Genomic DNA, 12,322 nt, shown 5'->3' with positions numbered 1-12,322 from the left:
TAGCAGACTGGAGCGGTGGGAGACGAGCTACGCCGACGCGGTGCCGGTGGGCCGGGACCGCAGGTCGATGACGTAGTCGTCCGGCGCGCCCGCCTTCTCGGCGGCGTTGGCGATCTCGGAGAGGTACCAGGACGTGGGCAGACCACCCTCGTAACCGTCGAAGACGTAGACCCAGGCGGTGACGTCGCCGTCCAGGGTCGAGACGCGGACGGTCAGCTTCCGGTACGTGCCGGAGGTGACCCCCTCGATCTCGTCCAACTGGGCCGCGTCGTACGGGTGGATGTCGTAGAGCGCCACGAACACCCGGTCGCCGGGCGACTCGACCACGGTGCTGACGGCGCCCTCCCAGCCGATGACGTCCTCACCGGCGAAGGTCAGCCGCCAGCCTTCCAGCCAGCCGATGCCCACCATCGGGGAATGCGGACAGTAGGCACGCATCCGCGCGGGGTCCAGGTTCGAGCCGTAGGCGGCGTAATGACGCACGGCGATGACGATAGCCCGGCCGGAGCGTCGGGGAGAATACGACGGTGCGTGTCGGACGCGCCAGGGAGAAGAAAGTCACTGTGAGCATCGAGGAGGGGCGGTCGTGGTGAGCCGGATCGTGATCATCGGCGGGGGGCCGGCGGGCTACGAGGCGGCACTGGTGGCGGCCCAGTTGGACGCCGACGTCACAGTCGTGGAGGCCGAGGGCGCCGGCGGCGCCTGCGTGCTGTCGGACTGCGTACCGTCGAAGACGTTCATCGCCAGCTCGGAGGTGGTGACCGGCTACCGCGACACCGAGGTGTTCGGGGTGCACTCCGACGGGCTGGAGGCGGTCACCGTCGACGCCCAGGCGGTCCACGACCGGGTCAAGCGGCTCGCCCTGGCACAGTCCGCCGACATCCACGCGAAGCTGGTGAAGGCCGGGGTCACCTTCGTGTCCGGACGCGCCCGGCTCGGCGAGGACACGCTCGGTCACACCCACCGGGTGATCGTCACGCCGGACGGGGAGGAGGCCGCGTACGCCATCGACGCCTCGACCGTGCTGATCGCCACCGGTGCCACGCCCCGCCAACTGCCCACCGCGTTGCCCGACGGGGAGCGCATCCTGACCTGGCGACAGGTCTACGACCTGCCCGAGCTGCCCGAGCACCTGATCGTGGTCGGTTCCGGTGTCACCGGTGCCGAGTTCGCCAGCGCGTACCTCGCGATGGGCGTCGAGGTGACCCTGGTCTCCAGCCGCGACCGGGTGATGCCGCACGAGGACGCCGACGCCGCCCAGGCGATCGAGCGGGTCTTCCGGACCCGAGGCATGAGCATCCTGAACAACTCCCGCGCCGAGGGCGTCCGACGCATCGGCGACGGGGTCGAGGTCGAGCTCTCCGACGGCCGTACGGTCTCCGGTTCACACGCGCTGATCGCGGTCGGTTCCATCCCGAACACCGCCGAGCTGGGCCTGGCCGAGTACGGCGTCGAACTGGCCCGGGGCGGCTACGTGACGGTGGACCGGGTGTCCCGGACCAACGTGCCCGGCATCTACGCGGCCGGCGACTGCACCGGGGTGCTGCCGCTGGCCAGCGTCGCCGCGATGCAGGGCCGGATCGCGATGTGGCACGCGCTCGGCGAGGCGGTCCGGCCACTGCGGCTGCGTACCGTCTCGGCGAACGTCTTCACCGACCCGGAACTGGCCACCGTCGGGGTCTCCCAGGACGAGGTGGACGCCGGCAAGGTGCCGGCGCGTCAGGTGATGCTGCCGCTGGGCGGCAACGCCCGGGCGAAGATGGACGAGATCCCGGACGGCTTCGTCAAGCTGTTCTGCCGCCCGGCCAGCGGACAGGTGATCGGCGGAGTGGTGGTCGCACCGAAGGCCAGCGAACTGATCATGCCGATCACGCTGGCGGTGGAGAACAACCTCACCGTCAACGAACTGGCTCAGACCATCACCATCTATCCCAGCCTGTCCGGCTCGGTGACCGAGGCCGGCCGCCAGCTGATGCTCCACGAACTGGAGTAGGCGATGACGGCGAGCAGGGCCACCTCGGCGAGGATGAGGAAGCGTTCGATCAGGCCGTAGTAGGCACGGTCGCCGGGGTAGGCGGACCAGGCCATGCTGGCGGCCAGCAGCAGGCTGGTCACGGTCAGGGCGCGCAGCCAGTGCCCGGCACGGGCACCGCTGGGCAGTCGGGCGGCGAGCAGCCAGCCGGCGACCGGCAGCGCCAGGAAGGCGACCACCGAGGCGTACCGGTGCACGTAGGCGGCCGTACCCATCTCGGTGCCGGGCGGATTGGTCGGCACCAGACCCGACACCAGCAGCCCGCCCGCCCAGACCGCCAACAGCCACTCGGCCGCCCGACCCCGGTGACCGGCACGAGCGATGGGGGTGGGCGCTCGCCGATCGCCTGGTGAACCGAACTTACCCAGCGTCGGGATGAGTACGGCGGAGGCGGCGGCGAGCAGCAGCATGGCCACGTGGATGACCTCGCCGGAGTCGGAGACGGCGTAGTCGCTGACGGTCAGACTGACCGGGTCGAGGTCGCTGACGCCGGCATGACCGATGACGGCGAGCACCGCCGCGAGGACGATCCCACCGAGGGCCAGTGCACCGCTGGTCCGGATTCCAGGCATGCTTCAGCCTGTCCTCGCGGGCACCCCAGGCGGATCCGGGACGAGCACCGAAATCCGACCCCGGGACCACCCCGACGGGCATCCGGATTTACCCCGGGTGACCGGCCGCCCGGTCAGCAAACATATCGATGACGGTTGACGGCGAGGTACGGTCGCCGAAATCTCCCTCAGCGGCGTACCGTTGTCGGCGCGCGGCCCGGTGAGCGTCGGGTCCCCCGTTCCTGACGCCCGGGCCGCCGCCGGGCCGCTGGCAGGTCCCGTGCCAGCGGCCCGGTCAAATGAGGTGCGGCGGTGCGCGGGACGGGCGTAATCTCCGCCCATGAGCAGTGCGGTGCTGACGACGACGCCGGGGAAGCCTGGCGCGCCGCACTGACGTCTTCGTCTACGCAAGTGCCCCGGGCGATCCGCCCGGGGCACTCGTGCGTCGTGGGTCGAGGGTCGTGTCGGGGCGTACGACCAAGGAGCCTGACATGATCGACCACCGCCGGCTGGGCCGGGACCTGGACCTGTTCGCCACCGATCCGCTCTCCGGTGCCGGCCTGCCGATCTGGCTGCCGGCCGGTGCCGCCGCCCGGCACGCCGTCGAGGAGTACCTGCGTGACCTGGAACGCCGGGCCGGCTACCAGCAGGTGTACACCCCGCCGCTGGGCCGGCGGGAGCTGTTCGAGGTCTCCGGGCATCTCGGCTACTTCGCCGCCGAGATGTTCCCGGCGATGCGGCTGGGGGAGGGCGACGACGAGTTGATGCTCCGCCCGGCGCTCTGCCCGCACCACGCCCTGGTCTACCGGTCCCGTGGGCGTTCCTACCGGGAACTGCCGCTGCGGGTCTCGGAGATCGGGGGCATGTACCGGGCGGAACGCTCGGGGGTGCTCGGTGGACTCTCCCGGGTACGCGCCATCACCCTCAACGACGCGCACAACTTCTGCGCGCTGGAAGAGGTCGGCCGGGAGGTGTCGGAGATCCTGCGGCTGATCCGGGCCGCGCACGCGGCGCTGGGCGTGCGGCCGGCGGGCGTACGGCTGTCGTTGCGCGGGTCGGGGGAGAAGTACGTCGGCGACGACGCGCAGTGGGCGCGGGCCGAGGACCTGCTCCGCGCCGCCCTCGACGGGGTGTCGTACACCGAGGCGCCGGGCGAGGCCGCCTTCTACGGCCCGAAGATCGACATCCAGGTGCGGGACGCGGCCGAGCGCGAATACACCCTCTCCACCGTCCAGCTCGACTTCGACAAGCCGGAGCGGTTCGACCTGTCGTACACCGACGCCGATGGCGAACGACGGCGTCCGGTGATGGTGCACCGCAGCCTGGCCGGCAGCATGGAGCGGCTGTTCGCGTACCTGATCGAGGTGCACGGGGGAGCCTTCCCGGCCTGGTACGCCCCGGTGCAGCTGGTCGTGCTGCCGATCGGCGACGACCAGGCCGGCGTCGCGGTCGACCTGGCCCGGCGGGCCACCGAGGCGGGCCTGCGGGCCGAGGTCGACCACGGCGGCACGCTCGGTGCCCGGGTCCGCGACGCGGTCCGCCGCCGGATCCCGTACGCCGCCGTGGTGGGCGCCCGGGAGGCGGCCGACGGCCGGGTGGCGTTGCGGTTGCGGGACGGCCGCTCGCTGGAACCGCAGCCCGCGGCCGAGGCGATCGAACTGATCGGCGCGGTGGTGGCTGCTCGTTCCGGAGACCTGCTGCCGGCCCACTGAGGCCGACGGTCGCGGTCGGATCCAGTTCCCGGACCGACCGCGACCGCAGCGGCGGGTGGCGGTGAGCGCCGGCTCACGGTCCGACCGCGACCGCGACCGTGGCGGCGAGGAACACCAGTTGCAGCGCGGTACGGACGCCGAGCGGAGTGACCGGGCGTCCGGCCAGGGTGAGTCGGCGGCGGGCGGCGGAGACGTTCGCCGGGAACATGGCCAGCAGCAGCAGAGCCAGCCCGGCGGCGGCCCAGCGGGCGGTGGCCGGCACGAGCAACCCGACCGCCCCCGCGAGTTCCAGCACCCCGGTCACCGTGACCAGCAGCTCCGGCCGTGGCAGCCGGGGCGGCACCATGGCGATCAGGTCCCGCCGCCGAGGGCCGACGAAATGCACCATCCCGGTCATGACGAACATGAGCGCCAGCCCGACCCGCAGCGCCGGATGCCATCCATCGAGCGCGGAGAACCCTGCCAGGCCGACCAACCGGGCGAGACCGGTGCCGGCGACCAGGGCGATCAGCGGAGCCATCGATACCCTCCCTCAATCGCATATCTTGTCGGTGTCAAGATTGCCCCCGGCCACCGTATCTTGTCAACGACAAGATACGGTGGGGTGATGAGCGACACCCGCGGCTACCACCACGGCGACCTGCGCCGGACCCTGCTCACCGCGGCCGTGCAGGCGATCGAGGAGTCGGGTCCGGCGGCGCTGAGCCTGCGCGACCTGGCCCGCCGGGCCGGCGTCTCGCACGCCGCACCGGCACACCACTTCGGCGACCGTGCCGGCCTGTTCACCGCGATCGCGGCGCAGGGTTTCGACACCCTCGCCGACACGCTCACCGGGGCCGGCGACGAGCTGCTTGATCTCGGCGTGGCGTACGTGAGGTTCGCCGTCGGGCATCGCGCTCACTTCGAGGTGATGTTCCACCCCGATCTCTACCGAACCGACGACGCCGAGCTGCGGGCCGCCCGGGAACGCTCCGGCGCCGTCCTGCGCGCTGGACTGGCGCACCGGTCCGGCCGTCCCACGCCCGCCGCCGACGGGCCGCAGGGAGACGTGCTGGCGGCCTGGTCGATCGTGCACGGCTTCGCCACCCTCTGGCTGGCCGGTGCACTCCCCGCCGGGCTGGGCGAGGACCCGGGTGACGCCGCCCGGTCGGTGATCCGGCATCTCTTCACACCGGCCCCGGGCACCGACTGAACGTTGTCAGCCGGTGCCCGCCCCGGCCTCACCAGCTGGTCGGCAGGGGCATTCCCTCGGTGTAGCCGGCGGTGCTCTGCACGCCGATCAGCACCCGCTCGTGGAACTCGTCGAGGGTGCGCGCACCGGCGTAGGTGAAGGCGCTGCGCACTCCCGAGATGATCTCGTCGATCAGGTCCTCCACGCCGGGACGGGTCGGGTCCAGGTACATCCGGGCGGACGAGATGCCCTCCTCGAAGATCGCCTTGCGGGCCCGGTCGTAGGGGCTGTCGTCGCCGGTCCGCGCGCTCACCGCCCGCGCCGAGGCCATGCCGAAACTCTCCTTGTAGCGCCGGCCCTCCTCGTCGGTGAACAGGTCACCGGGGGACTCGTAGGTGCCGGCGAACCAGGAGCCGATCATCACGTTGGACGCCCCGGCGGCCAGCGCCAGCGCCACGTCCCGAGGGTGCCGCACCCCACCGTCGGCCCAGACGTGGCGGCCCAGGGCCCGGGCGGCCGCCGCGCAGTCCAGTACCGCCGAGAACTGCGGCCGCCCGACCCCGGTCATCATCCGGGTGGTGCACATCGCGCCCGGACCGACACCCACCTTGATGATGTCGGCACCCGCGTCGACCAGATCGCGTACCCCGTCGGCGGTGACCACGTTGCCGGCCGCCACCGGCACGGCCGGGTCGAGGCCGCGTACCGTCCGCAGGGCCGTGATCATCCGCTCCTGGTGGCCGTGCGCAGTGTCCACGACCAGGGTGTCCACTCCGGCCTCCAGCAGGGCCTTCGCCTTGCCCGCCACGTCGCCGTTGATGCCCACCGCCGCCGCGATCCGCAGCCGGCCGATTGCGTCCACCGCCGGCTTGTAGAGCGTCGCCCGCAGCGCACCGGGGCGGGTGAGTACGCCGACCAACCGGCCCGCGTCGTCCACCACGGGCGCCAGCCGCCGCCGGCCCGCCGAGAGCCGGTCGAAGCCGGTACGCGGATCCGCGTCGGCGGGCACCGTGTGCAACTCGGTCGACATCACGTGCCGCAACTGGGTGAACCGGTCCACGCTGACGGTGTCGGCCTCGGTCACCACCCCGATCGGGCGGCGGTCGTCGTCGACCACGATCACCGCACCGTAGGCCCGCTTGGGCAGCAGGTGGATGGCGTCACCGACGGTGTCGTTCGGGCCCAGCGCGATCGCCGTGTCGTGCACCAGGTGCCGCTGCTTGACCCAGGCGACCACCTCCGCCACCACGTCGATCGGAATGTCCTGTGGAATCACCGCGATGCCGCCGCGTCGGGCCACCGTCTCCGCCATCCGCCGGCCGGCGACCGCCGTCATGTTCGCCACCACCAGCGGGATGGTGGTACCGGTACCGTCGCCGGTGGCCAGATCCACGTCGAGCCGCGAACCCACCTCGGAGCGGGCCGGCGCCATGAAGACGTCGTTGTAGGTCAGGTCGTACCCGGGATTCACGCCATTGAGGAACCGCACCCGGCCATCATGACTCAGCCCAGTACCAGGGCCACCGCCACTGCGATCATCACCACCGCGATCACGCCGTCGAGCACCTGCCAGACCCGCCGACGCGCGAGCAGTGGAGCGAGCCGGTACGCGCCCGCACCGAGCGCGGCGAACCAGAGCACGCTGGCCGCCGCCGCGCCCACGCCGAACAACCATCGGTGCGGGTGCTGCTGGGCGATGCCGCCGAGGAGCAGCACCGTGTCGAGGTAGACGTGCGGGTTGAGGTAGGTGAAGGCGAGGCAGGCCAGCAGCGTCGGGCCGAGCCGGGCCGGTGGCCGGTCGGCCGGCGCCAGTGCGGCGGGACGCAACGCCCGGCGGGCGGCGAGTGCCGCGTACCCGAGGAGGAACGCCGCCCCACCCCAACGGATCGCGGTGAGCAGGACCGGGCGGCCGGCCACCACCGAGCCCACCCCGGCGATGCCCACCCCGATCAGCAGCGCGTCGGAGAGCGCGCAGGTCAGCACCACCGGCACCACGTGCTCCCGGCGCAGGCCCTGGCGCAGCACGAAGGCGTTCTGCGCGCCGATGGCGACGATGAGGGCGATGGACAGGGAGAAACCGGCGACGACGGAGGTGAGCATGTGGCCGACGCTAGAGGTGCCCCGTTTCCTGAGTCCAGCTAAAGATTCTTCGGCTGGTTAAGCTCAGCTACATGAGTGGTGTCGACTCCACCCAGCTCCGTACGCTCGCGGCCGTCGTCTCGGAGGGCAGCTTCGAGGCGGCGGCCCGGCTGCTGCACGTCACGCCGTCGGCGGTCAGCCAACGGATCAAGGCGCTGGAGGAGACCGTCGGGCAGGTGCTCGTCCGCCGCCACCGGCCCTGCGACGCCACCGAGGCCGGCCGCCCACTGCTGCGCCTGGCTGGCCAGCTCGCGCTGCTGGAACGGGAGGCGCTGGCCGACGCCCGGGGACCGCTCGGCGGCGACCGGGGTCGCACCCGGGTCGCCATCGTGGTCAACGCCGACTCGCTCGCCACCTGGTTCCCCGCCGCGCTGGCCCGGCTGCCCGACCAGCCGGAGCTGTCCTTCGACATCCGGCAGGACGACCAGGACCACACCGCCGAGCTGCTGCGCGCCGGCACGGTCACCGCCGCGGTGACCGCCCAGCGCGAAGCGGTGCAGGGCTGCCGCGTCCGCCGGCTCGGCGCGATGCGCTACCGGGCCCTGGCCGCGCCCGCGCTGGCGGACCGCTGGTTCGCCGACGGGCTGACCCGGGCGGCGGCCGCCGCTGCGCCGGTGGTGGTCTTCGACCGCAAGGACCGCATCCAACACCGCTTCCTGCGTGCGGTGACCGGGGGCACCCTCGATCCGCCCGTGCACTACGTGCCGTCGGTGCCCGCCTTCAACGAATCGATCCGACTCGGGCTCGGCTGGGGGTTGATGGCCGAGCAGCTCGCCGACGCCGACCTGGCCGCCGGGCGCTGCGTGGACATCGCACCCGGCCGCGTGCTGGACATGCCGCTGTACTGGCAGCACTGGCGGCTCGACTCGCAGGTGCTGACCGCGCTGACCGTCGCCGTCTGTGCCGTCGCCGCCGAAACGCTCCGCTGACGTCCGTCACACCTCAGGCGATGGTGCAGATCGCCGCGCCCGCGGTGATCACCGCACCGACCTCGGCCGACAGGCCGCTCACCGTACCGGCCTTGTGCGCATGCAGGGGCTGCTCCATCTTCATCGCCTCCAGCACCACCACCAGGTCACCCTCGGCGACCGTGTCGCCGTCGGCGACCGCGATCTTGACGATCGTGCCCTGCATCGGCGAGGTGAGCGAGTCACCGCTCGCCGCCGCGCCCGCCGTGGTCCCGCCGCCCCGGCGGGTGGGCTTGCGAGCGGCCGGCGCGGCACTGCCCGTACCGGCGCCGAGACCGGCAGGAAGGCTCACCTCCAGCCGCTTGCCGCCCACCTCGACCACGACGGTCTCGCGCCCCGCCGGACCGGCGACGGCTCCGGCAACGGCGGTGAACGGCGGCACGGTGTTGTCGAACTCCGTCTCGATCCACCGGGTGTGCACGGTGAACGGCTCGGCGGTGAATGCCGGGTCGCGCACCACCAGGCGGTGGAACGGCAGCGCCGTGGCCATCCCCTCGACCACCATCTCGTCCAGCGCCCGGCGGGCCCGCTCCAACGCCTCGGTCCGGGTCTCACCGGTGACGATGACCTTGGCGAGCAAGGAGTCGAAGTTGCCGCCGATCACATCGCCGGCCGAGATGCCGGTGTCGACCCGCACGCCGGGACCGGTGGGCAGCCGCAGCGCGGTGACCGTACCGGGGGCGGGCAGGAAGTTGCGGCCCGGGTCCTCGCCGTTGATCCGGAACTCGATCGAGTGCCCGCGCGGGGTCGGGTCCTCGGTGAACCGCAGCTTCTCGCCGTCGGCGACGCGGAACTGCTCGCGGACCAGGTCGATGCCCGCGGTCTCCTCGGTGACCGGGTGTTCCACCTGGAGTCGGGTGTTGACCTCCAGGAAGGAGATGGTGCCGTCGCTGCCCACCAGGTATTCCACGGTGCCGGCACCGTGATAGCCGGCCTCCCGGCAGATTGCCTTGGCGCTGTCGTGGATCTGGGCCCGCTGTGCGGCGGTGAGGAACGGCGCCGGCGCCTCCTCGACCAACTTCTGGTGGCGGCGCTGCAACGAGCAGTCCCGGGTGCCCACCACGATCACGTTGCCGTGCTGGTCGGCGAGGACCTGCGCCTCCACGTGGCGGGGCTGGTCGAGGTACCGCTCGACGAAGCACTCGCCCCGCCCGAACGCGGCGACCGCCTCCCGGGTGGCCGACTCGAACAGCTGCGGAATCTCCTCCATGGTGCGGGCCACCTTCAGCCCGCGCCCACCGCCGCCGAAGGCCGCCTTGATCGCCACCGGCAGTCCGTGGTCGACGGCGAAGGCCAGCACCTCGTCGGGGCTGCCGACCGGGTCGGCGGTGCCGGGGACGAGTGGGGCGCCGGCCCGCTGGGCGATGTGCCGGGCGGTCACCTTGTCACCCAGGTCGCGGATCGCCTGCGGGCTGGGGCCGATCCAGGTCAGGCCGGCGTCGATCACCGCCTGGGCGAAGTCGGCGTTCTCGGAGAGGAAGCCGTACCCGGGATGCACCGCGTCCGCGCCGGAACGACCGGCAATGTCGATCAGCTTGTCGACGCGCAGGTAGGAGTCCGCGGCGGTGTCACCACCCAGGGCGTACGCTTCGTCGGCGAGCGTGGCGTGCAGGGCGTCCCGGTCCGAGTCGGCGTACACCGCGACGCTGCCCAGGCCCGCGTCCCGGCAGGCGCGGATGACCCGGACGGCGATCTCGCCTCGGTTGGCGATGAGTACCTTGCGCACCTGGTGGCTCCTCCCGGCGGGTTACTGACCGGGAGTTTATCGGGCACCCCGATGGCCCTAACGATCGCTCAGTGTGGGATGGCGCACTGCCCGGGCGAGGTAATTGAGCGGCGTGGTGTCGTACCGATGTGGTCGAGTGCCGGTGACGATGATGGCCGACAGAGGCCACGAGCGGGGAGCACGACATGATCGAGACCAGAGGGCTGCGGAAGTCGTTCCGCAGCCGGGCCGGTCGGGAGACGAAGACCGTCGAGGCGGTACGCGGCGTCGACCTGGACGTCCCGGCCGGTGAGATCTTCGGGTTCCTGGGCCCGAACGGCGCCGGCAAGACCACCACGCTGCGGATGCTGGCGACCCTCATCGAGCCGGACGGGGGCCAGGCCACCATCGCCGGCGCCGACCTGCTCAAGGATCCGGGCGAGGTGCGTCGCCGGATCGGCTACGTGGCCCAGGGCGGAAGCACCTGGGACGAATCCACCGGCCGCGAGGAACTGGTGCTCCAGGCCCGGATGTACGGCATCCGCAAGACCGAGGCGCAACGACGGGCCGCCCGGGCGCTGGAGGCGTTCCAACTTGTCGAGTTCGCCGACCGCAAGTGCAAGACGTACTCCGGTGGCCAGCGGCGCCGGGTCGAGATCGCGCTCGGCATCATCCACGAGCCGAAGATCGTCTTCCTGGATGAGCCCACCACCGGGCTGGACCCGCAGAGCCGGGCACACATGTGGGACGAGATCCGCCGGTTGCGCGCCGACGGGATGACCGTCTTCATCACCACCCACTACCTCGACGAGGCCGACGCGCTCTGCGACCGCATCGCGATCATGGATCACGGCGAGGTGGTCGCCGAGGGTACGCCAACCGACCTCAAGCGGGAGATCTCCGGCGACGTGGTCCAGGTCGGCCTGGACGTCACCGCCACCGGCGAGGCCGAGAAACTGCTCGCCGGCGAGGAGTACGTGAACCGGCTGGAACTGCTCGACGAGGGCGGGTTGCGGCTCTTCGTCGACGAGGGTGCCACCGCCATCCCACGGATTTTGCGCCGGGTCGACGCGGCCGGGCTCGACCTCAGGTCGATCGAGCTGCACCGCCCGAGCCTCGACGACGTCTTCCTCACCAAGACCGGCCGCTCGCTGCGCGAGTCCTGACCCGACCCGGAGATCTCATGAAGCTCGCTCGCGACACCTGGCTGATCTTCCAACGGCAGTTGCACCTGCTGCTGCGCAACCCGGTGTGGGTCTTCGTCGGCGTCTTCCAGCCGGTGATGTACCTGCTGCTCTTCGCCCCGCTGCTCAAGCCCGCACTGAACGCGCCCACCCAGGCCGAGGCGTACAAGATCTTCGTGCCTGGTCTGCTGGTCCTGCTGGCCATCTTCGGCGGCCTGTTCCAGGGCTTCGGCCTCATCGCCGAGCTACGCGCCGGGGTCATCGAACGTTCCCGGGTCACCCCGGTCAGCCGGCTCGCCCTGCTGCTCGGCCGGTCGCTGCGCGACGTGGTGTCGCTGATGACCCAGGCCGTCATCATCACGCTGCTCGCGCTCCTGTTCGACCTGCGAGTGTTCATCGGTGACCTGCTGCTGGCGTACCTGATGCTCGCCCTGATCGCGCTGATGACCTCGGCGGTCTCCTACGGCGTCGCATTGAAGGTGAAGAGTGAGGATGCCCTGGCACCGTTGATGAACACCGTGGCCCAGCCGGTGCTGCTGCTCTCCGGCATCCTGCTGCCGCTCGCCTTCGCGCCGGGCTGGTTGCAGGGTGTCGCCAAGTGGAACCCGTTCTCCTGGGCGGTCGACGGCACCCGTGCCCTGTTCAACGGCGACATCGGCGACGACCGGGTCTGGCAGGGGCTGACCATCATCGCGGTGCTCGCCGCGGCCGGCGTCTACTGGGCCGCCCGCCAGTTCGCCCGCAGCGTCCGCTGACCCCCGGGCTGGGTCGCCCCCACCCCGACCGACCTCGGCCCCCGACCGGCCCGGGCCGGCCGGGCGGCTGGCGGCCCGGGTTGGGGGGGGGGGGGGGGGGGGGGG

General features: G+C 71.9%; 12 protein-coding genes. 6 read left to right on the top strand and 6 right to left on the bottom strand.

Annotated features, from left to right (window positions below; translation table 11 throughout):
* Positions 1-27: 27 nt before the first annotated feature.
* Positions 28-483: a gamma-glutamylcyclotransferase gene (locus tag KBX00_RS11860; RefSeq protein WP_210826213.1), complete on the bottom strand. Its 456-nt coding sequence runs from the start codon at positions 481-483 to the stop codon at positions 28-30.
* A 106-nt stretch (positions 484-589) separates the two neighbouring features.
* On the opposite strand from KBX00_RS11860, the gene KBX00_RS11855 reads away from it, so the two are divergent.
* Positions 590-1,993 (top strand): NAD(P)H-quinone dehydrogenase, encoded by a 1,404-nt coding sequence (locus KBX00_RS11855; RefSeq protein ID WP_210826211.1) that lies wholly within the window; start codon positions 590-592, stop codon positions 1,991-1,993.
* Here the strand turns inward: KBX00_RS11855 and KBX00_RS11850 are convergent.
* Positions 1,927-2,604 (bottom strand): DUF998 domain-containing protein, encoded by a 678-nt coding sequence (locus tag KBX00_RS11850; RefSeq protein WP_210826209.1) that lies wholly within the window; start codon positions 2,602-2,604, stop codon positions 1,927-1,929. The genes KBX00_RS11855 and KBX00_RS11850 overlap by 67 nt on opposite strands.
* A 470-nt stretch (positions 2,605-3,074) precedes the next feature.
* Here KBX00_RS11850 and thrS point away from each other — a divergent pair, with 470 nt between their 5' ends.
* The gene (thrS, locus tag KBX00_RS11845; RefSeq protein WP_210826206.1) at positions 3,075-4,295 is read left to right on the top strand and encodes a threonine--tRNA ligase; all 1,221 of its coding nucleotides are present in this window, start codon (positions 3,075-3,077) and stop codon (positions 4,293-4,295) included.
* A 73-nt stretch (positions 4,296-4,368) separates the two neighbouring features.
* Here the strand turns inward: thrS and KBX00_RS11840 are convergent, their stop codons facing one another.
* On the bottom strand, positions 4,369-4,815 hold the full coding sequence (locus KBX00_RS11840; RefSeq protein WP_210826204.1) for a DoxX family protein: 447 nt from the start codon (positions 4,813-4,815) through the stop codon (positions 4,369-4,371).
* Positions 4,816-4,902: 87 nt separating this feature from the next.
* Here KBX00_RS11840 and KBX00_RS11835 point away from each other — a divergent pair, with 87 nt between their 5' ends.
* Positions 4,903-5,487 carry a TetR/AcrR family transcriptional regulator gene (locus KBX00_RS11835; RefSeq protein WP_210826202.1) on the top strand — a complete coding sequence of 195 codons (585 nt, stop codon included), beginning with the start codon at positions 4,903-4,905 and terminating at the stop codon, positions 5,485-5,487.
* Positions 5,488-5,515: 28 nt separating this feature from the next.
* Here the strand turns inward: KBX00_RS11835 and KBX00_RS11830 are convergent, their stop codons facing one another.
* Together KBX00_RS11830 and KBX00_RS11825 are read right to left on the bottom strand one after the other, a co-directional pair.
* The gene (locus KBX00_RS11830) at positions 5,516-6,955 is read right to left on the bottom strand and encodes a GuaB1 family IMP dehydrogenase-related protein (RefSeq protein WP_210826200.1); all 1,440 of its coding nucleotides are present in this window, start codon (positions 6,953-6,955) and stop codon (positions 5,516-5,518) included.
* Positions 6,956-6,969: 14 nt separating this feature from the next.
* A complete protein-coding gene (locus KBX00_RS11825; protein ID WP_210826198.1) occupies positions 6,970-7,566 on the bottom strand; it encodes a LysE/ArgO family amino acid transporter in 597 nt (198 codons plus the stop codon).
* A gap of 71 nt (positions 7,567-7,637) precedes the next feature.
* Between KBX00_RS11825 and KBX00_RS11820 the strand changes: the two genes are divergently transcribed.
* Entirely contained in the window at positions 7,638-8,534 is an 897-nt protein-coding gene (locus KBX00_RS11820) for a LysR family transcriptional regulator ArgP (RefSeq protein WP_210826196.1), read from the top strand.
* 13 nt (positions 8,535-8,547) lie between these two features.
* On the opposite strand, the gene KBX00_RS11815 is transcribed toward KBX00_RS11820, so the two are convergent.
* Complete coding sequence (locus KBX00_RS11815; RefSeq protein WP_210826194.1) at positions 8,548-10,299, bottom strand: biotin carboxylase N-terminal domain-containing protein; 1,752 nt, start codon at positions 10,297-10,299, stop codon at positions 8,548-8,550.
* A 185-nt stretch (positions 10,300-10,484) separates the two neighbouring features.
* Between KBX00_RS11815 and KBX00_RS11810 the strand changes: the two genes are divergently transcribed.
* Positions 10,485-11,444 (top strand): ATP-binding cassette domain-containing protein, encoded by a 960-nt coding sequence (locus KBX00_RS11810; RefSeq protein ID WP_210826192.1) that lies wholly within the window; start codon positions 10,485-10,487, stop codon positions 11,442-11,444.
* Between the two features lie 17 nt (positions 11,445-11,461).
* Complete coding sequence (locus KBX00_RS11805; RefSeq protein ID WP_210826190.1) at positions 11,462-12,217, top strand: ABC transporter permease; 756 nt, start codon at positions 11,462-11,464, stop codon at positions 12,215-12,217.
* Positions 12,218-12,322: the final 105 nt, after the last annotated feature.

This window comes from Micromonospora sp. C95 (assembly GCF_018070465.1).
Taxonomy (GTDB): domain Bacteria; phylum Actinomycetota; class Actinomycetes; order Mycobacteriales; family Micromonosporaceae; genus Micromonospora.
The sequence above is the reverse complement of the archived record's forward strand: the minus strand, read 5'-3'. Positions and strand labels throughout refer to the sequence as shown.